Origin of the sequence: Amycolatopsis sp. cmx-11-12, from assembly GCF_046269425.1 — a bacterium.
Taxonomy (GTDB): Bacteria; Actinomycetota; Actinomycetes; order Mycobacteriales; family Pseudonocardiaceae; genus Amycolatopsis.
In genome coordinates this window covers 55876-74552 of record NZ_JADNQM010000007.1, presented here as the reverse complement: position 1 = coordinate 74552, position 18677 = coordinate 55876, and the positions used below count along the sequence as shown (strand labels likewise).

The window sequence follows — 18677 nt, the reverse complement described above, 5'->3', positions numbered from 1 at the left end:
CCTCTCAGGACCGGTCGGCGTTGGCGTGGACGGCGTCCCGGATGTACTCGGCGAGGCCCGGCCGCTGGTCCGGCTCCCGCACCAGGAAGCCGAACTGGACCGGATCCGTCACGTACATCCCGGCGACCTCGCGGTGCATCGCGTGATCGCAGTCCCCCATGAACGCGGCCAGCAGCCGCCGGTGCTCCTCGGCGAGGTCCATCGCCGCGTCGCTGTCCGCCGTCGCGCCGGAGTCGACGACGTCGAGCAGCCGCCTCACCCAGTCCTGGCGGACCTTCTCCGCCTCGATCCACTCCTCCTTGGACAGTGGCACGGCCGCCGTCCGCCACTGCGGGGTCTCGCCCCACCGGCGGACGGCCTCCTCCGCGTAGCCCTCCGGTTCACGGAACTCACCGAAGACCTCGAACTTCTCCTCCGGGGTCAGGGCGCCACCGATCTCCCTGGCCTTGATCACCCGTTCGACGGACTCGGCCATCCGGGTCAGCTCGTCGATCCGCTCGCGCAGGAGCGTCCGCTGCCGCCGCAGATGCTCCTGCGCGTCCAGGCCGGGGTCGTCGATGACCTTCGCGATCGCCTCCAGGCCGAACCCGAGTTCGCGGTAGAACAGGATGCGCTGCAACCGGTCGAGGTCGTCGTCGCTGTAGCTGCGGTAGCCCGCCGGTGTCCGCCCGCCCGGCGACAGCAGGCCGATCTCGTCGTAGTGGTGCAGCGTGCGCACGGTGACCCCCGACAACGCGGCGACCTTCCCCACCGGATACCCCATCGGCCCAGCGTAGGTGGACGCCTTCCCTCGCCGCGCGTAGAAACGACTTATGGGGAGAGCTGGAACCACCGTGTCGGCCGCACTTCCGCCTGGGCCTCGGCTGCCCGGCCTCGTCCAGACACTCGTCGTCGGCAACCTCCGGCATCACGTGCTCCCGCTGCTCGAACGCCGCTACGGATCCGTCGTCCGGATGAAGTTCGCGCCGCACCGCGACATCGTCATGCTCACCGACCTCGACGACATCAAGACCGTGTTCTCGGGACCGGTCACCACCTTTCACGCCGGCGAGGGCAACGTCGTCCTGAAGCCGGTGATGGGTGAGCACTCCGTCCTGCTCACCGACGAGGAACGGCATCTGCGCGCGAGGAAGCTGCTGATGCCCGCGTTCAACGGCGCGGCCCTGCGTGGCTACCGCGACATGATCACCGTGCTGACCAGGGCCGAACTCGACCGCTGGCCGGAGAACCGGGTCTTCGGCGCGCACGACCGGATGCGCGCGCTGACGCTGGAAATCATCCTGCGGGTCGTGTTCGGCGTGGCCGAAGGACCACGGCTCGACGAACTCCGGCAGCTGATCGGGCACCTGGTCGAGATCGGCCTGGTCCAGGTGCTCGGCTGGCAGGACCCTCGCCTGCGACGCTACCGCCCCTGGCGCACGTACGCCGAGCGCCAGGCCCGGGTCGACGAGCTGCTCTACGCCGAGATCGCCGAGCGGCGCCGGGCGACCGACCTCGATCAGCGCACCGACGTCCTGTCCCGGCTCCTCACGGTGCCCGCCGACGGGGACGAACTGACCGACGTGGAACTCCGCGATCAGCTGGTCACCCTCTTGCTCGCGGGTCATGAGACCACCGCGACCGCGCTCGCCTGGGCGCTGCACGAACTTTCCCGCGACCCCGCGCAGGCGGCGTTCACCACCCGGGCGGCGGACGACGGCGACGAGAAGGCGCTCGAAGCGGTGATCAAGGAGGCGATGCGGCTACGTCCGGTGGTCGGCGAGGTCGTCCGGCGGCTGACCGAAGACATCGAGATCGGCGGCTACCGGATCCCCGCCGGGTTCGACGTCATGCCGTCGATCATCGTCGTCCACGGCGAGGACGACCACCATCCCGACCCGAAGGCCTTCCGGCCGCACCGGTTCCTCGAGGGCTCGCCGCCCGCCGGTAGCTGGCTGCCGTTCGGCGGCGGAGCGCGGCGGTGTCTCGGCGCGGGGTTCTCCCTGATGGAGGCCACGATCGTGCTTCGGGAGCTGTTCGGCCGGTTCACGGTCACCCCGGAACACGCGCGACCGGAACGCGTCCGGTCGCGGCCGATCACCCTGGAACCGGCCCGTGGAGCCAGGATCAAGGTGACCGGCCGCTGACCTAGGCCGAGGGCTGAAGGGGTCTCGCGTCGGCTTCACACACTAGAGAACTCGGGTAAACGATAGCAAATCAGGCAATTCGACCCATCGGGCATCCTTTGTGGACAGTCCGAGAACCTCAGGCGCTGACCCTTGAGTTCCTGGCATTGCGGCTGAGCCGAGGGAAGGAGGCCTTCACGGCCAATCAACCGCAAGCGCTGCGGTGACCGGCCGCTGACCTACCGCTTCCTGGTCCGCAGGTAGTCGCCGACCACGGCGGCGCCGAGCCCGTCGAGGTCCGGAGCGACGACCCGGCCGCCCGAGCGGCGCGCGATGAGATCGACGAACGCGGTCAGGCGCGGGTCGTCCCCGAGCCGGAACACCGTCACCGACGCGCCCAGCTTCGCGATCCGGTCCACTTCGGACAGTGTCTTGAGCAGGGTCCTCTGCTGCGGCGGATAGTCGAATTCCGCCGTGCCGTCGGGTTCCAGATGCGCTGTCGGCTCGCCATCGGTGACCATCAAGACCACCGGCTGCGCGTCGGGATGCCGCCGCAGATGCCGTCCGGCCAGCAACAACGCGTGGTGGGCGTTCGTGCCCTGCTCCCAGGCGCCTTCCAGGCCCACGAGTTCGGCCAGTTCGACCGACGTGGCATAGCGGCCGAATGTGATCAGCTGGAGCGCGTCGTTGCGGAACCGGGTGCTGATCAGCTGGTGCAGCGCGAGCGCCGTCCGCTTCATCGGCAGCCAGCGGCCCTCCTGGACCATCGACCACGAGGTGTCCACGAGCAACGCCACCGCCGCGCGCGACCGGTGCTCGGTCTCGATCACCTCGACGTCGGAGACGTCCATCCGGACGGACCGCTCGCCCACCGAAACCGAACGCAGGACCGAGTTCCGGACCGTCCTGGAGACGTCCCACGGCTGCATGTCCCCGAACCGCCACGGCCTGGTCGCGCCGGTCGGCTCGCCCGCGGCGCCCGCCGATTCGGTCTCCCGCTGACCTGCCTTGCCGCGCAACGCGTTCACGACGTCGGCGAGCGCCGTCTCCCCCAGTCGTCTCAATGCCTTGGGAGACAACCGGAGGGTGCCGTCGGGAGCGCGTTCGAACAGGCCTTGCCGCCGCAGCTCGCGTTCCAGCTCGGACAATCGTCGCGCGTCGACGCCCGCGTCCGGTCCCAGCTGGCGTTCGAGGGCGTCGACGTCGATGTCCTCCAGTCTCGCACCGGGATAGGACTGGCCGAGCTGTTCGGCCAGCGCGTCCAGTTCGGCGAGGTCGGACATCGCCTGGGCACCCTCACCGAGGCCGAGCGGATCGTTGCCCCGGAAGCGTTCCGACGACGTCCAGTCCTCACCGGGCCGCAACGCCTTCAGCTGGGAATCCAAAGTGGACAGCTGCTGCGCGAGCCGGGGATCGCCGAACGCCTGCTGCGACAACTCGGCCAGTTCGGCGCGCTGTTCGGGGGTCATCGAGTTGAGCATCCGCTGCGCGGCCGCGGCGCGGGCGGCGAGGACGTCGATCAGTTCCTCGACGTTCTTCGGGTTCTCCGGGAAGAACTCGCCGTGCTCGCGCATGAACTCCGCGAACCGCTCGGGCACGTCCTCGCGGCCTTGCGCGTGCGCGGCCAGCAGGCTGTTGAGGTCGGTGAGCATCTTGTTGGCGCGCTCGACGTCCTCGGGTCCGGCGTTCTGGAGTGCCTCCTTCATTCCCTCGAACCGGGAATCCAGCAGCTCACGCCCGAGCAGGTCGCGGATCTTCTCGTAGTTCTCCCTGCCCTGCCGCGAACGCCAGTCGTACTGGGCGAGTTCGCGGACAGCCGCCGCCGTTCCCGGGGGAAGCGCGTCGAGCTGCGCCTCGCGGAAGCGGGCGTCGTCGTCCGGATCGGGGAACAGCTCGCGCCTCTCGGCCTCCAACGCCTGGTCGAGGAGCTGCCGGACCTCCTGGAGTGTGCCGTCGAGCCGGTGCCGCCGCTGGATCTCCGACCGGCGCTGCCAGAGCCGTCTGGTCAGCTCGTCCAGGCCCGCGGTGCGCGGGGTGCCGCGCCGCAGCAGTTCTTCCAGCGCGGATCGGGGCGACGCGCCCGCCATGACGTCGCGGCCGATCTCGTCGAGCGCGTCCCGCAGGTCGGCGGGCGGCGCCAGCGGATCCGGGCCGTCGTGCCACGGCCCGTACGAGTAACCCTCCGGGACGGAACTCATCGGCCGTAGACGGTCGTCGTGTCGTCCGAGTCCTTGGCGAGTTTCCTCGACAGGAACAGGGATTCCAGCGCCAGTTCGACCGCGGCCGCGATCCGCCCCGCCGGTTCGTCCGGGCCGACGCCGGCACGCGCGGCGACGTCGTGGAGCACGGGCAGTTCCGGCAGCGCGGCGAGGACGTCCTTGCCGGGCACGCGTTCGCCGGTGGCCACCAGGTGCCCGTCCTCGACGGCGTCGGCCAGCGGCAGCAGGTCCAGCCCGGCGAACCGCGAGCGGGCCGTTTCCGCGACCGCCCGGCGCAGCAGGTGCACGAGGTGCTCGGTCTCGCGCCCCTCCTCCCCCGGCTCGAATTCGAGCTTGCCGCGCAGCACGGCGGGCACCGCGTCGAGGTCGACCGGACGCGCCACCGCGGGTTCCTCGCCGGTGAGCGCGGACCGGCGCAACGCCGCCGCGCCCACGGTTTCCGCCGCCGCGACGGCGAACCGGGCCGAGACACCGGACCGCTGGTCGATCACCGGCGATTCACGCAGGTTCCGCACGAACCGGGCTAGCACCTCCAGCAGCGGCTCGCCGACCTCGGCGACCAGATGCGCCTCCTGCCGCACGACCGCGATCTCGGACTCGACGTCGAGCGGGTAGTGCGTCCGGATCTCGGCGCCGAACCGGTCCTTGAGCGGGGTGATGATGCGGCCGCGGTTGGTGTAGTCCTCCGGGTTGGCCGTCGACACCAGCAGCACGTCCAGCGGCAGGCGCAGGGTGTAACCGCGCACCTGGATGTCGCGTTCCTCCATCACGTTCAGCAACGCGACCTGGATGCGCTCGGCGAGGTCGGGCAGCTCGTTGATCGCCACGATGCCGCGGTGGGCGCGCGGGACGAGTCCGAAGTGGATGGTCTCGGGGTCGCCGAGACTGCGGCCCTCGGCGACCTTCACCGGGTCGACGTCGCCGATCAGGTCACCGACCGAAGTGTCCGGTGTGGCCAGTTTTTCCGTGTAGCGCTCATCGCGATGGCGCCAGGTCACCGGGAGGGCGTCGCCGAGTTCGGCGGCACGGCGGCGTGATTCCGGGGTGATCGGGTCGAGCGGGTGCTCGGCCAGTTCGGCGCCTTCGATGGCAGGCGTCCATTCGTCGAGGAGCCCCACGAGGGTACGCAACAGCCGGGTCTTGCCCTGGCCGCGTTCGCCGAGGAGGACGACGTCGTGCCCGGCCAGCAGCGCGCGTTCCAGCTGCGGCAGCACGGTGCGCGAGAAACCGACGATCCCGGGCCAGGGGTCTTCCCCGGCGCGGAGCTTGGCGAGAAGGTTGTCGTGCAGTTCTTGTTTGATCGAACGCGGCAGGTGGCCGGCCGCGCGAAGGTCCCCGGCGGTCCGGGGCAGATTTGCGGGAACATCGTTCACCCGTTCGACGCTACGTCGCCATCATGTCCCCTGTCGACGTGAACCAACTCCAGGTCGGGATCAACCGATCGGTGGAGTGACTTCAAAAGATCGGTTGATGTGGAACCGGGTGCCGCCGCGCGAGGCTTGGTGGCGGCGATCGCGAACGGCGGCATCTGCGATCGTTGTTCGCGAAGGACAGGGGGTATGGATGAATGTTCCGGAACCGCTGCGCGGACCGGTGACGCAGGTCCTGCCGTTCGTGCTCCTCGCGATCCTGACCGCTTTCACCGTGGCCGCCAACGGGCCGCGGACCGGGGACCTCGTGCTGTGCGGCCTGGCCGCCGTGTGGATGCTGGGGGTATTCGCACTGCGGCCGGGCCGGCACGAGAGTGTGCCGGTGATCGGCGTCTTCGTCGGTGGGCTGACGGCGATCACGCTGGTCCTCGTGCTGGAGGCGCCGTGGTTCGGCTGCTTCACACCCGTGCTCTACGTCTACGCGTTCCGGCTCCTGCCGTGGCCGTGGCTGCTCCCCGGAGTCGCCGCGGTGGCGGTGGTGGCCGGGACGGCGCAGTCCTACGACATCGAGAAGAACACGGTCATCGGCGTGCTGAGCTATCTCGCCGTCCTCGCCTGCAACATCGGGCCGATGGGCGGTTTCGCCTGGTTCGCCTGGCGCAGCGACGAGCGGAACCGTCAGCGGGAACAGGCCTTGCGCGAACTGGCCGAGGCCAACCGGAGACTGGAGGCGAGTTTGGCCGAGAACGCCATCCTCCACGACCAGTTGCTCGCCCGTGCCCGCGAGACCGCCGTGCACGGCGAACGCGAACGGATGGCCCGCGAATCCACGACACGCTCGCGCAGGGCCTCACCGGGATCGTCACGCAGTTGCAGGCGGCCGAACAGGCCGAGGACGATCCGGCGGCGTGGCGCAGGCACACGACGGCCGCGACCACGCTGGCGAGGGAGAGTCTGACCGAGGCCCGGCGTTCGGTGCACGCGTTGCGGCCAGAGCCCTTGCAGGCGTCGAGGCTGGGTGAGGCGTTGGACGACGTCGCCGCTCGGTGGACAGCGCTGCACGGCGTCACCGTCCAGGTCACCACGACCGGGACCGTCGTGCCGTTGTCGCCCGAGACCGAGGTCGCGTTGCTGCGGACCGCGCAGGAGGCGCTGGCGAACGTCGCCAACCACGCCAAGGCCACGCGGGCGGGCGTGACACTTTCGTACCTGGGCGCCGAAGTGGCCGTGGACGTGCGGGACGACGGCCGGGGGTTCGACCCGCTGCGGCCGCGGGGCGAAACGACCGGGAGCGGCTTCGGGCTGACCGCGATGCGTCAGCGGATCGAAAGCCTCTCGGGAACGTTGCGGATCGAGTCCGAACCGGGCGGCGGCACCGGGATCTCGGCGTGTGTCCCCTTGGGAGTGATTCATGAGTGACAAACCGATCCGGCTGCTCGTCGCCGACGATCATCCCGTGGTCCGCGATGGCCTGAGCAGCCTGTTCGCCCGTGAGGCGGGGTTCGAGGTCCTCGGCGAGGCCGCCGACGGCACCGAGGCGGTCCAGCTCGCCGAGTGCCTGCGTCCGGACGTCGTGCTGATGGATCTGCGGATGCCCGGGATGGACGGTGTCACCGCGATCCGCGTGCTGGCCGAGCGGCTGAATCCGGCGCGGGTGCTCGTCCTGACCACCTACGACTCCGACAGTCACGTACTTCCCGCCATCGAGGCGGGCGCGACCGGTTACCTGCTCAAGGACGCTCCGCGTGACGAACTGCTCCGCGCCGTCCGCGCGGCCGCTCGAGGCGAGGCCGTTCTCGCGCCGTCTGTCGCCGCCACGCTGATGGGCCGCGTGCGCGCACCGGCGCCAGGGCCGCTCAGTGAGCGGGAACTGGAGGTGCTGCGGTTGGTGGCGGCCGGGAATACCAACCGGGAGGCCGCCGCAGGGCTGTTCATCACCGAGGCGACGGTGAAGTCTCACCTGCTGAACATCTACGCGAAACTCGGCGTGAACGACCGGGCCTCCGCCGTCGCCGAAGCCTTCCACCAAGGTCTCCTGACAAAACGCCCCTAAGGACCACGCCCACCCCGCTACACACCGCCCCGCACCGACCCGCCCTGGACCGGCGGACCGTCTTCCCGGAAGCGCGCCAGCGCGACGGGAAGACTTCACCGGTCGTGCGCCCTCTTTCGGGCCGAAGGCCCACGGAAACCGTTTGCGGGGCGCCCTCTCCACCCGCGTGACTTTAATCCCGATCTGCGCCCTGCGGACGGTTTCCGTCAGCGCACGATAAAATAAACAGAGTGTGCCGTCCTAGTGCGACCCTCGCGGTCTGGTCTTCGGCGTGGCTGAACGGAGCCGCCGCCTCCGACGACGTCCTTGACGCCCTGTTGGTCTGGGGCGAGGCCCACGACGTCGTCGCCGCGGATGCCGCGGCCGCCGAGGCGTTCGAGTTGCCGCTCGCGTTCAACCGTGCCGCGACTCCGGTCCAGCTGCTTCTCGCCTTGCGTTCGCAGGGCGCGAAGAGCATGCAGTTGCTGATGCCGGTGCCCGGCGATGTCCGGGGTCTCGGCGGTGGCGGTCCCTTCGCTGAGGCCGCGCTGCGGACCGGCGACGCCGCCTTGTTGCCGGATTTCGGCTACGGCCTGGTCCCGGAGGCGATCGCCGAAGGCCTGATGCGGTGGACCGTCTATTCGGTACCCACGCCGGGTGTTCTCGAGTACCGCCCGCTGGGCGAAGCCGAGCATGGCCTGACCGGCGCGATCCGCGCGAGCGCCGGAGCACTGCAGACCCTCGACGTCGCCAGCGAGCGCCCTGGCGTACGCGCGGAACTCTCCGCACGCCTGCGGGCGGTCACCGACGCGCCCTGGCCCGCCGGGATGCCCGGCCGCTCGCTTCGGGTGCTTCAGCGGTCCGAGGAGATCGCGGCGATCCTCGCCATCGCCGAGTCCGACGATCCGGGCGGCGCGCTTTCGGCGTCAGCGGCCAACCGCCGGGCCGAGGCCCTGCGACCACTGACCGAGGCTGTCCGCACTGCCCGGTACGCGGCGATCAACGAGGCGGTCCGGGTTTTCGCGGACCAGGCGGACCGCCACCCGTAGCCCCGCGCTCGAAACCGCAAGTAGTCCTCTAGTTGCGGTACTTGCGCGTGCAACTACCGCAACTAGAGGACGAAATGCGGGTTACGGGTGTGCGGGGCGCTTCGCGGGCTCGCAGCACCCAACGGCGCAAGGCGCTCCGTTGATCGTGCATCCGGCCGCCGGGAACGGTGACAGCTTCCGCGCCGGCACACCCTCCGTGTGCTCGCGAACCAGCTCCACGACAAGCTCGGCGAAGCGCGGGTCCGTATCCGGCGTCGCGGCCCGCGCGAAGCCCATGCCGTGTTCCGCGGCGCGCTCGGCGGCCTCGTTGTCGAGGTCCCAGATCACCTCGAGGTGATCGGACACGAAGCCCACCGGGCAGACCACCACCGAAGTGACACCGTCCGCGTGCAGGGCGTCGATGTGGTCGACGATGTCCGGCTCCAGCCACGGCACCTGCGGCGGGCCGGAGCGAGACTGCCAGACGACGTCGTAGGTCTCGATGCCCGCTTCGGCCGCGACGAGACGGGCGGCTTCGGCGATCTGGCGCGAGTAGCGACGGCCGCCTTCCGAGGGCGGTCCGGACGCGGTGTCGGCGGACTCGGGCACCGAGTGGGCGCAGAAGACCGTCCGGGTACCGGGCAGGTTCCCCAGTTCCGCGTGCGCGGCGCGGACGGCGTCGGCGAAGGCCGCGATGAACAGCGGATGGTCGAAGAACTGCCGCAGCTTCACCAGTTCCGGCGCGCCGTCGCCGACCGCCGCGCGGGCGCGCTCGATGTCCTCGTCGTACTGGCGGCAGGCGGAGTAGCCGCCGTACGCGCTCGTGGGGAAGACCAGGACGCGCTGACCACCCGCCTTGGTGATCTCGGCGAGGGTGTCCTCGACCATCGGCCGCCAGTTGCGGTTGCCGAAGTGGACGGGCAGGTCGATACCGGCGGCCGCGAGCCGCTTCTCCACCGCGGAGATCGCGTCGCGGTTCAGGCGGTTGATCGGCGAGACCCCGCCGAAGTGCTGGTAGTGCTCGGCGACCTCGAGCAACCGTTCCCGGGGGATCCCCCGCCCCCGGGTGACGTTCTCCAGGAACGGCATCACCTCGTCGGGCCCCTCGGGACCACCGAACGAAAGCCAAAGCAGCGCGTCATAACCCACCCTGACATCTTGCCGCTGTGGCGCCCCGCACGCTGACCCGGCCCATTTTGAACTGACCGATCCAAAACCTGGTACGGTCACTTCCATGGCCAGGCCGAAGGAATTCGACGAGCGCGCGGCGATCGGGCGCGCCATGGACGCGTTCTGGGTGCGCGGTTACGAGGGCACGTCGACACAGGCCCTCTGCGAAGCCACCGGTTTGGGCCGCAGCAGCGTCTACAACACCTTCACCAGCAAGCACGAGCTGTTCATGCGAGCACTCGACCAGTACGCCGAACGCGGCATCGTCGCCAGGACGGCGTTACTGGAGAACCCCGGGACCGGCATCGAGCGGTTCCGCGCGCTGTTCTCGTTCACCATCGAGGAGGAAGTCGCCACCCACGGCCGCGGCTGCCTCGTCGTCAACACCGTGGCCGAATTCGGCGACCGCGATCCCGAGGTCAAAGCGCGGATCGACGCCGACACCGGACGGCACCTCGTCCTTCTCGCGGCCTGTGCCAGGGAAGGACAACTCGACGGGACGGTCGACGGCGCCCGTAAGCCGGCCGACATCGCCGAGTTCGCGCACAGCACCGTCGCCGGACTTCGGCTCATGTCCCGCCGCGGCGCCGAACGGACGGCCATGGATGCGGTCGCCGATATCGCACTGGGCGCGATCGCCGCGAAGTAAACCGAAACAAGTCTTGTGCGCGACGTTGCCCACATTTTGGACTGATCAATACAAAACTGGAGGGAAATCCCGTGCCTTTGGCAGTCTGCGTTCTCGGACTGAGCGTCTTCGCGCTCGGCACGTCCGAGTTCATGATCACCGGCCTGCTGCCGGGGATGGCGGCCGACCTGAACGTGGGCATCCCGGAAGCCGGGTTGCTCATCTCCGCCTTCGCGATCGGCATGGTCGTCGGCGCTCCCCTGCTCGCGATCGCGACGCTGAGAGTGCCGAGGCGGGCCACGTTGATGGCGCTGCTCGTCGTCTTCGGACTCTCGCACGTCGTCGGCGCGCTGGGTACGGGGTACGCCTTGCTTTTCGCGACACGTGTCGTCAGCGCCGTCGCCTGCGCCGGGTTCTGGGCGGTCGCGGCGGCCACCGCGGTCGCGCTGGTGCCGGTGGAGCGCCGCGGCCGCGCACTGGCCATTCTCGTCGGCGGGCTCACGATCGCGAACATCGCCGGCGTCCCGGCCGGGACCTTCCTTGGCCAGCACGCGGGCTGGCGGGCGGCGTTCTGGGCGGTCACTGCGCTGACCGTCGTCGCGTTGATCGGCGTCTTCGCCCTCGTCCCGGAAACGCAGAACGGCGAGACCAAGACCGACGTCGCGACCGAACTGCGGCTCTACCGTGGTGGCCGGTTCTGGCTGGCGCTGGGCGTGATCGCGTTCGCGCAGGCGATGATCTTCGCGACCTTCAGCTATCTCGCACCTTTGCTGACCGAAGTCGCCGGACTGCCGGAAAGCTGGGTCCCGGGCGTGCTCTCCCTGTTCGGGCTCGGCGCGCTGATCGGCATCACCGTCGGTGGCCGCCTCGCCGACGCGAGGCCGTTCGCCACTCTCTACGGCGGTCTCGCCGTCGCTCTGCTCGCCCTGGTGCTGCTCGCGCTCTCCGGCCCGGCGACCCCGGTCGCGATCTTCGCCGTGTTCCTGTTCGGCGTCGCTGGATTCGGGATCAACCCCGCCTTGAACGTCCGCGCCTTCGCCGTGGCGGGCAACGCACCCGTCCTCGTCGGCGCGAGCACGACCGCCGCGTTCAACGTCGGCAACACCGTCGGCCCGTGGCTCGGCGGCGAGTCGATCGGCGCCGGTCTCGGCTACCCGAGTGTCGCGTGGGTGAGCGTCGGACTCGGTGTCGCCACGGTGGTCGCGCTCACCTTCGCCGCCGGTGTCCAGCGCACCGACGACACCCGCCTGCTCCGCGAACCCGTTACCCAGTAAGGAGAATCATGTCCGACCGAACTCAAGCCACTCTCGACGAGTTCTTCCGCCGAATGTCCACAGGGGACACTGATGGCGCTTCGGAACTCTTCGCCGACAGCGTCGCCTGGGATATCCCCGGCGCGACCGAGCTGGTCCCCTGGGTCGGCCCGCGCCGGAACCCGGCGGAGATCCGCGAGTTCTACGACCTGCTCGGCAAGGGGCTCATCAAGGACCGGTTCGACGTCGAACGCGTCCTCGTCGACGGGCCGCACGCGGTCGCGGCCGGGCGGCTGCGCTCGATCATTCGCAGCACCGGCAAGGTGATCGAGACGGCCTTCACCATCCAGTTCGAGGTGAACGACGACGGCCTGATCACCAAGTACCTGCTCCTCGAGGACTCCTGGCACGTCGCGAACGCCGTCCTCCCCTGAAGTGCCGCGAGCCAAGGCAAAGGTGACGTCGGGTGAGGGGTGTGTGGAAATAGGGACGTTGAGTGTCCCTATTTCCACACACCCCCTCCGGACCTGGTGGTTACAGGGACTGTCACGCAGGACTGTGTGGATTTCGGGTCATCTAACGTCCCAAAATCCACACAGTGCAGGGCCCTAGCACCGCCAACGCGTGAAGGCCCCCTTCCCTCGGCTAGTCACTCAAAACCTCAGCCGAGGGAAGGGGGCCTTCACGCGAGAAAAGACCTCAGAAACCGGTCGCGTGCACTCCGCCGTCGACCATGATCATCGAGCCGGTGGTCGCGGGCAGCCAGTCCGAAAGCACGGCGCAGACGGACTTCGCCGTCGGGTCCGGGTCGGAGCTGTCCCAGCCGAGCGGGGCACGGGCGCCCCAGCCGTCCTCCAGGTCGCCGAACCCGGGGATCGACCGCGCGGCCATGGTCTTCATCGGGCCGGCGCTGACCAGGTTGACCCGGATGCCCTGCGGGCCAAGGTCGCGCGCCAGGTAGCGGTTGACCGACTCCAGCGCCGCCTTCGCCACGCCCATCCAGTTGTAGGCGGGCCAAGCGACACGCGCGTCGAAGTCCATGCCGACGATCGACGCACCGCGCGAGAGCAGCGGCAGGGTCGCGACCGCGAGCGCCTTGAAGGAATACGCCGAAACATCGACGGCCACCTTCACGTCCTCGCTCGGGGCGTCCAGGAACGGCGCGCCGAGGCAGGACGGCGGGGCGAACCCGATCGAGTGCAGCACGCCGTCGAGCCCGTCGACGTGCTCACGGACGCGGTCGGCGAGCGAGTCGAGGTGCTCCTGGTTGGTGACGTCAAGCTCCAGCACCGGCGCCTCCTCGGGGAGACGCTTGGCGATGCGCTCGACGAGCGACAGCCTGCCGAAGCCGGTGAGCACGACCTTCGCGCCCTCTTGCTGCGCGATCTTGGCCGCGTGGAACGCGAGCGAGGCGTCGGTGATGACGCCGGTGATCAGCAGACGCTTGCCTTCGAGCAGTCCTGGCACGGGACCTCCAGTCCGGAGTGGGTGATCAGTACAGGAAAACGGGGGACGTCAGTGGCCCATGCCGAGGCCGCCGTCGACCGGCAGCACCGCGCCGTTGACGTAACCGGCTTCTTCGGAGGCGAGGTAGCGGACGGCGGCGGCGATCTCCGACGGCTCGGCGTACCGGCCGGAGGGAATCTGGGCGAGGATCTCCTTCTTGCGGTCCTCGCCGAGTTCGTCGGTCATGTCCGTGGCGACGAAGCCCGGCGCGATGATGTTCGAGGTGATGTTGCGCGAGCCCAGCTCACGCGCCAGCGAGCGGGCGAGACCGACGAGACCGGCCTTGCTCGCGGCGTAGTTGACCTGGCCCGCCGATCCGGTGAGACCGACGACGGACGAGATGAAGATGTAGCGGCCCCACTTGCCGCGCAGCATGCCGCGAGAGGCGCGTTTGGCGACCCGGTAGGCGCCGGTGAGGTTCGCGTCCACCACGCGGGTGAACTGCTCCTCGCTCATGCGCATGAGCAGGGTGTCGTCGGTCATCCCGGCGTTCGCGACGAGGACCTCGACGGGGCCCTGGTGCTCCTCTACGAGCTTGAAGGCGGCGTCGATCTGCTCGGCGTCCGTGACGTCGGCCTGCACCCCGAAGAGGCCTTCGGGCGCGCCGGAGCCACGGTGCGTGATCGCGACCTTGTGCCCTTGCGCCGCGAGGTCCTTCGCGATCGCCAAACCGATGCCGCGGTTGCCGCCGGTGACCAGTACCGACCGTCCCACAGAGCTCTCCTCGCCTCGTCTTCGTCCCGCTGACGCCCTGAGGTTATCGGCTCGCCCGGGACCCGCCGGAGCCGCGCCACCCCTACCTCCGGGTAACCGCGACCGTCCTAAGCGGATGTTAGGAACCGCGCCGAAACCTTGCCCGGTCGTCACGGATTGTTCACCGTGAGCCGGAACACAGGAGGTCAAAGATGACAACCCGGATCGGCGAAGCGTCGCCGCCCGTAAGCGAGAGGCGAGTCGTCGGCAACGTGCTGCGCGGCTCCATCGGCAACCTGGTCGAGTGGTACGACTGGTACGCCTACGCCGCCTTCAGCACTTATTTCGCCAAGTCCTTCTTCCCCACCAAGGACACGACGGCGGCGTTCCTCGGCACGGCGGCGGTGTTCGCCGTCGGGTTCCTCATGCGGCCACTCGGCGGCTGGATGCTGGGCCGCTTCGCAGACCGCTTCGGGCGACGAAGCGCACTCGTGCTTTCGGTCACGTTGATGGCGGCCGGGTCGCTGATGATCGCGCTGACCCCGACCTACGCCACGATCGGGATCGCCGCGCCGATCCTGCTCCTGGTCGCGAGGCTGATCCAGGGGCTCTCGGTCGGCGGCGAGTATTCGACCTCCGCGACCTACCTGTCCGAGGTGGCCACACCCGGCAAGCGCGGCTTCTACTCCAGCTTCCAGTACGTGACGCTGTACGGCGGCCAGTTGCTGGCGCTCGGCCTCCAGCTGCTGCTGCAGGCGATCCTCACCGAGGCCCAGTTGACGTCGTGGGGCTGGCGGATCGCGTTCGTCGTCGGCGCGTTCGCCGCGGTCATCGTGATGTTCCTGCGGCGCGGGATGGACGAGTCGGCCAGCTTCGAGGAAGCCAAGGCGTCCGGCACCGGCAAGGACGCGGGCGAGAAGGGCACCCTGCGCGCGCTGATCAAGTACCCCAGGGAGATCGCGCTCGTCATCGGACTCACCCTCGGCGGCACGGTGTCGTTCTACACCTTCGCCACCTACAGCCAGAAGTTCATGGAGAACACCGCCGGCATCCCGCGCCGGACGGTCACGCTGATCCTGTTCTGCGCGATCCTCGTCGCCGCGATCCTGCAGCCGTTCGCGGGCAAGCTGTCCGACCGCATCGGCCGCCGCCCGCTGCTGATGTTCTTCGGCATCGCGGGCACGCTGCTGACCGTGCCGATCATGACGCTGATGGGCGGGACCAAGGAGCCGGTGCTCGCCTTCCTGCTGATGCTGGCCGGGCTGGTGATCGTCACCGGGTACACCTCGATCAACGCCATCGTGAAGGCCGAGCTGTTCCCGACGAAGATCCGCGCCATCGGCGTCGGTCTCCCGTACGCGCTCACCGTGGCGATCTTCGGTGGCACCGCCGAGCTCATCGCGCAGGCGCTGAAGGGCGCCGGCCACGAATCGGTGTTCTTCTACTACGTCGCGGGCTGTGTCCTGGTGTCGCTGATCGTGTACGGCACAATGCGGGAAACCTCGAAGACCTCGGAGCTGGACAAGAAGAAGCAGTCCGAGCCCGAGCTGGTGTCCGGCCGCGAAGGCTAGGCGGGAAGGTGTGGCCGTGCGGGTGCTTCTCGTCGAGGACGACGCCGGCGTCGCCGACGCGCTCGCCGAAGCATTGCAGGCGCGCGGCCACACCGTCTCTGCCGTGATCCGGGGCAGCGACGCGTTGCACCGGCATCGCGAGGCGGACGTCATCCTGCTGGATCTCAACCTGCCCGACATGCACGGGCTCGACGTGCTCAGGAAGGTCAGGCAGGTCTCTCCGGTGCCGGTCCTCGTTCTCACCGCGAGCGGCGACGAGCGCTCCGTGGTGCGCGGGTTGCGGCTCGGAGCCGACGACTACCTGACCAAACCGGTCCGCCTCGCCGAACTGCTGGCGAGGATGGACGCTGTCGTGCGCCGCGCCGCCCTTTCGTCCGCGCCCCAGGACGACGTCGTCCGCGTCGAGGACGTCGAAATCGACCTCGGGGCACGGCGGGTGCTGGTCGACGGAAACGACATCGGTCTCACCGCCAAGGAGTTCGCCGTTCTGGCCGTACTCGCCGTGCGGCCGGGTACCGCGGTGAGCAGGCAGCAGCTGATGGACGAGGTCTGGGGCGACGCGTACCTCGCCGTCTCCCGTTCGCTCGACGTGCACCTGACCCAGCTGCGCGCGAAGCTCGACCGGCCGGGGCTGCTGACCACGATCCGGGGTTTCGGCTACCGCCTCGGCCGGGGCTGACCGGTGCGCACCCGGCTGCTGGTCGTCCTCGTCGCGCTCGCGCTGACCGTGGTCGCCGCGTTCGCGATCCCGCTGTTCGGATCGACCGCCGCGCAACGGACCCAGCAGCTGGTGATCGCCCGCAACGCCGATGTCGACCGGTTCGTCGTCCTCGCCCAGCAGGCCGTGGACGCCGACGACCCGGCCGCGCTGGCGGTCGACGCCGCGCGGTATTCGTCGTTATACAGCGAGGCCGTCGTGGTGGTCGACGCGCGCGGTGTGCCGCTGGTCGAGACCGGTGGGATGACGGCCGCGGAACCGGTGGTCCGCTCGCTCGTCGAGTCCGCCCTTCGCAACCAGCCCGCGAAGGGACCGGAGCAGCTCAGCCCCTGGTCGGCCGATCCGGTCTACTTCGCCCGCCCTGTCGGCACCGGCACGCGGGTGGCCGGGGTGGTCGTGTTGCGGGCGTCCGTGACGACGGCGGCGACCGACGTCACCGCCCGCTGGGCCGCGATCGTCGCGGGCGCGGTGCTGGTGGCGGCGGTGTTCGTGCTGCTCGCGGTGCTGCTGGCACGGTGGATGGTGCGGCCGCTGCACGAACTGGAGACCGGCGTCCAGGCGGTGACCGAGGGGCATCGCGCCCAGGTTCCCGACCGGGCCGGTCCCCGTGAACTGCGGTCGCTCGCGACGTCGTTCAACCGGATGTCCGACGCCGTCGTCGAGGCTTCCGAACAGCAGCGGCGACTCGTCGCGGATACGTCGCACCAGTTGCGGAACCCGTTGGCCGCCTTGCGATTGCGGGTCGATTCGCTCGCCGCGCAGGTGGACGGCAACGGCCAGCGGGCCTACCGCGCGACCGTCGCGGAGGTCGAACGCCTGGAGTCGTTGCTCGACGGCCTGCTCGCGCTCGCGCTTGCCGAAAGCGCGGCGACCCGGCTGGCCGCCGGGGAATCCGGCGACGAACCCTGCGATCTTCCTTCCGTGCTGGCGGAACGGGTCGACGCGTGGCGGCCCTCCGCCGACGACGCCGGGGTCGATCTGGCGGCATCGGAAGGTCACCACACCCCGCTGACCGTGCGCTGCCCGGAAGGCGATCTCGCCCAGATCCTCGACGTCCTGCTGGACAACGCGGTGCACTACGCCGGCCGGGGCGCGACGATCACCACCGGCTACGACACCAGTGACTCGACCGCCACGGTCTTCGTGTCCGACAACGGTCCTGGACTGTCCACAGAGGATCGTGAACGCGCGACCGAACGGTTCTGGCGGGCCGGTGGCGACGGCGCGCCGCGCGGAACAGGGCTCGGACTCGCGATCGCGAACCAGCACGTGCTCGCCCGCGGCGGGAAACTCGAGCTGCGTCAAGCGGAACCGCACGGACTCGAAGTCCGCGTCGAACTTCCTCTCGCCGGGAGCACAGCATGACCGTCACCAGGCGCACCGCGCTCCTCGCCGGGCTCGCCACCCTCGCGGGCTGTTCGACGGCGGGTTACCAGGGCCCGGAGCGAGAGGTCGTCATCGCGGCGGGCGAGAGCGGCGGTTTCTACCTGGCCTTCGCGGAACTGCTGGCCCAGCAGCTGAACCGGGTGGAACCGCGGCTGCGCGCGACCGCCGTCGCGACCGAGGCCAGCGTCGAGAACCTGCGACGTCTGCGAGACGGGCGGGCCGATCTCGGCCTCGTCCTCGGCGACGTCTCCGAGTCCGCTTTCGCCGGAGCGGAGCCTTTCTCCGTCCCGATCGCGTTCTCGGCCATCGGCCGCGTCTACGAGAACTACCACCAGCTCGTGGTCCGCGCGGACGGCGGTGTGCGGTCGCTCGCCGATCTGGCGGGACGGCCGGTGGCGATGGGCGCGAGCGGGTCCGGTGTGGCGGTGTTCAGCACCCGGCTGTTCGCCCGCGCCGAAATCCCGGTGAACGCCAAGAATCTCGTGCTCGGGGAAGCGATCAACGCGCTGGTGGCGCACGAGGTCGACGCGCTGTTCTGGTCCGGCGGGATCCCCACGCCCGCGCTCACCGAGCTGAACCGGACCACCCCGATCACGCTCCTCCCCCTCGACACGCACCTTCCGGCGCTGCGCACGGGATACGGCCCGGTGTACGACCTGGTCCACGTCCCGGCGCAGGCTTACCGAGGTGTCGGGGAACTGCGGACGATCGGCGTCGCGAACCTGTTACTGGCGGCGCCTTCCCTCCCCGACGACGTCGCGGCCGCCGTCACGCGGGTGCTGGCCGGGCACGCCGCCGATCTCGTCCCGGCACCCGCCGTCGGCACTCAGTTCCTCGACGTCCGGACGCTGATCGGCACCGGCAAGGTCCCGCTGCACCCTGGGGCCGCGTCGGCCTACCGTGCCCTTCACGGGTGAGAGCGCCTCCATCTCCAGGGTGATGCGCGTAGTACCGGAGCGCTGCCAGGGTCGGAAGCAGGCGGCCCTCCCGGCCGCCCC

The 18677-nt window shown here is 69.8% G+C and carries 18 protein-coding genes; 12 read left to right on the top strand and 6 right to left on the bottom strand.

Features of this window, described 5'->3' with window-relative positions; all coding sequences use genetic code 11:
- Window positions 1–4: 4 nt before the first annotated feature.
- Window positions 5–763 carry a MerR family transcriptional regulator gene (locus tag ACLARN_RS11665; protein ID WP_409491355.1) on the bottom strand — a complete coding sequence of 253 codons (759 nt, stop codon included), beginning with the start codon at window positions 761–763 and terminating at the stop codon, window positions 5–7.
- A 49-nt stretch (window positions 764–812) separates the two neighbouring features.
- On the opposite strand from ACLARN_RS11665, the gene ACLARN_RS11660 reads away from it, so the two are divergent.
- Window positions 813–2126 carry a cytochrome P450 gene (locus tag ACLARN_RS11660; protein WP_409491354.1) on the top strand — a complete coding sequence of 438 codons (1314 nt, stop codon included), beginning with the start codon at window positions 813–815 and terminating at the stop codon, window positions 2124–2126.
- 218 nt (window positions 2127–2344) lie between these two features.
- Here the strand turns inward: ACLARN_RS11660 and ACLARN_RS11655 are convergent, their stop codons facing one another.
- Both ACLARN_RS11655 and ACLARN_RS11650 read right to left on the bottom strand, forming a co-directional pair.
- Window positions 2345–4303 (bottom strand): vWA domain-containing protein, encoded by a 1959-nt coding sequence (locus ACLARN_RS11655; protein WP_409491353.1) that lies wholly within the window; start codon window positions 4301–4303, stop codon window positions 2345–2347.
- On the bottom strand, window positions 4300–5697 hold the full coding sequence (locus ACLARN_RS11650) for a sigma 54-interacting transcriptional regulator (protein ID WP_409491352.1): 1398 nt from the start codon (window positions 5695–5697) through the stop codon (window positions 4300–4302). The genes ACLARN_RS11655 and ACLARN_RS11650 overlap by 4 nt, the downstream gene beginning before the upstream one ends.
- Before the next feature lie 190 nt (window positions 5698–5887).
- Between ACLARN_RS11650 and ACLARN_RS11645 the strand changes: the two genes are divergently transcribed.
- The 4 genes from ACLARN_RS11645 to ACLARN_RS11630 all read left to right on the top strand — a co-directional run bounded on the left by ACLARN_RS11645 (window position 5888) and on the right by ACLARN_RS11630 (window position 8775).
- Window positions 5888–6652 carry a hypothetical protein gene (locus ACLARN_RS11645; protein ID WP_409491351.1) on the top strand — a complete coding sequence of 255 codons (765 nt, stop codon included), beginning with the start codon at window positions 5888–5890 and terminating at the stop codon, window positions 6650–6652.
- The gene (locus tag ACLARN_RS11640; protein WP_409491350.1) at window positions 6565–7113 is read left to right on the top strand and encodes a sensor histidine kinase; all 549 of its coding nucleotides are present in this window, start codon (window positions 6565–6567) and stop codon (window positions 7111–7113) included. Before ACLARN_RS11645 ends, ACLARN_RS11640 begins: the two co-directional genes overlap by 88 nt.
- Entirely contained in the window at window positions 7106–7747 is a 642-nt protein-coding gene (locus tag ACLARN_RS11635) for a response regulator (protein ID WP_409491349.1), read from the top strand. The genes ACLARN_RS11640 and ACLARN_RS11635 overlap by 8 nt, the downstream gene beginning before the upstream one ends.
- 230 nt (window positions 7748–7977) lie before the next feature.
- Window positions 7978–8775, top strand: a complete 798-nt coding sequence (locus ACLARN_RS11630) for a hypothetical protein (RefSeq protein ID WP_409491348.1) — start codon at window positions 7978–7980, stop codon at window positions 8773–8775.
- Between the two features lie 81 nt (window positions 8776–8856).
- Here ACLARN_RS11630 and ACLARN_RS11625 read toward each other — a convergent pair whose 3' ends face one another.
- A complete protein-coding gene (locus ACLARN_RS11625) occupies window positions 8857–9903 on the bottom strand; it encodes a ferrochelatase (RefSeq protein ID WP_409491347.1) in 1047 nt (348 codons plus the stop codon).
- Between the two features lie 85 nt (window positions 9904–9988).
- Between ACLARN_RS11625 and ACLARN_RS11620 the strand changes: the two genes are divergently transcribed.
- The 3 genes from ACLARN_RS11620 to ACLARN_RS11610 all read left to right on the top strand — a co-directional run bounded on the left by ACLARN_RS11620 (window position 9989) and on the right by ACLARN_RS11610 (window position 12239).
- Window positions 9989–10573, top strand: a complete 585-nt coding sequence (locus ACLARN_RS11620) for a TetR/AcrR family transcriptional regulator (protein ID WP_409491346.1) — start codon at window positions 9989–9991, stop codon at window positions 10571–10573.
- Window positions 10574–10644: 71 nt separating this feature from the next.
- Window positions 10645–11826, top strand: a complete 1182-nt coding sequence (locus ACLARN_RS11615; protein WP_409491345.1) for a Cmx/CmrA family chloramphenicol efflux MFS transporter — start codon at window positions 10645–10647, stop codon at window positions 11824–11826.
- Window positions 11827–11834: 8 nt separating this feature from the next.
- The gene (locus ACLARN_RS11610; protein WP_409491344.1) at window positions 11835–12239 is read left to right on the top strand and encodes a nuclear transport factor 2 family protein; all 405 of its coding nucleotides are present in this window, start codon (window positions 11835–11837) and stop codon (window positions 12237–12239) included.
- 265 nt (window positions 12240–12504) lie between these two features.
- On the opposite strand, the gene fabI is transcribed toward ACLARN_RS11610, so the two are convergent.
- Window positions 12505–13272 carry an enoyl-ACP reductase FabI gene (fabI, locus tag ACLARN_RS11605; protein ID WP_409491343.1) on the bottom strand — a complete coding sequence of 256 codons (768 nt, stop codon included), beginning with the start codon at window positions 13270–13272 and terminating at the stop codon, window positions 12505–12507.
- Window positions 13273–13320: 48 nt separating this feature from the next.
- A complete protein-coding gene (gene fabG, locus ACLARN_RS11600; protein WP_409491342.1) occupies window positions 13321–14025 on the bottom strand; it encodes a 3-oxoacyl-ACP reductase FabG in 705 nt (234 codons plus the stop codon).
- Between the two features lie 191 nt (window positions 14026–14216).
- Between fabG and ACLARN_RS11595 the strand changes: the two genes are divergently transcribed.
- The 4 genes from ACLARN_RS11595 to ACLARN_RS11580 are packed head-to-tail and all read left to right on the top strand — an operon-like array spanning window position 14217 to window position 18596.
- Window positions 14217–15575 carry an MFS transporter gene (locus tag ACLARN_RS11595; protein WP_409491341.1) on the top strand — a complete coding sequence of 453 codons (1359 nt, stop codon included), beginning with the start codon at window positions 14217–14219 and terminating at the stop codon, window positions 15573–15575.
- Between the two features lie 16 nt (window positions 15576–15591).
- Window positions 15592–16254, top strand: a complete 663-nt coding sequence (locus ACLARN_RS11590; RefSeq protein ID WP_409491340.1) for a response regulator transcription factor — start codon at window positions 15592–15594, stop codon at window positions 16252–16254.
- 3 nt (window positions 16255–16257) lie between these two features.
- Window positions 16258–17658, top strand: coding sequence for a sensor histidine kinase (locus ACLARN_RS11585; protein ID WP_409491339.1), 1401 nt, complete (start codon window positions 16258–16260; stop codon window positions 17656–17658).
- Window positions 17655–18596, top strand: coding sequence for a TAXI family TRAP transporter solute-binding subunit (locus tag ACLARN_RS11580; protein ID WP_409491338.1), 942 nt, complete (start codon window positions 17655–17657; stop codon window positions 18594–18596). Before ACLARN_RS11585 ends, ACLARN_RS11580 begins: the two co-directional genes overlap by 4 nt.
- Window positions 18597–18677: the final 81 nt, after the last annotated feature.

What these genes read in the sequence shown, in the direction of transcription:
- ACLARN_RS11665 (WP_409491355.1), bottom strand. Translation starts at nt 763, where the DNA reads ATGGGGTATCCGGTGGGGAAGGTCGCCGCGTTGTCGGGGGTCACCGTG.
- ACLARN_RS11660 (WP_409491354.1), top strand. Translation starts at nt 813, where the DNA reads ATGGGGAGAGCTGGAACCACCGTGTCGGCCGCACTTCCGCCTGGGCCT.
- ACLARN_RS11655 (WP_409491353.1), bottom strand. Translation starts at nt 4,303, where the DNA reads ATGAGTTCCGTCCCGGAGGGTTACTCGTACGGGCCGTGGCACGACGGC.
- ACLARN_RS11645 (WP_409491351.1), top strand. Translation starts at nt 5,888, where the DNA reads ATGAATGTTCCGGAACCGCTGCGCGGACCGGTGACGCAGGTCCTGCCG.
- ACLARN_RS11635 (WP_409491349.1), top strand. Translation starts at nt 7,106, where the DNA reads ATGAGTGACAAACCGATCCGGCTGCTCGTCGCCGACGATCATCCCGTG.
- ACLARN_RS11620 (WP_409491346.1), top strand. Translation starts at nt 9,989, where the DNA reads ATGGCCAGGCCGAAGGAATTCGACGAGCGCGCGGCGATCGGGCGCGCC.
- ACLARN_RS11610 (WP_409491344.1), top strand. Translation starts at nt 11,835, where the DNA reads ATGTCCGACCGAACTCAAGCCACTCTCGACGAGTTCTTCCGCCGAATG.
- ACLARN_RS11595 (WP_409491341.1), top strand. Translation starts at nt 14,217, where the DNA reads ATGACAACCCGGATCGGCGAAGCGTCGCCGCCCGTAAGCGAGAGGCGA.
- ACLARN_RS11580 (WP_409491338.1), top strand. Translation starts at nt 17,655, where the DNA reads ATGACCGTCACCAGGCGCACCGCGCTCCTCGCCGGGCTCGCCACCCTC.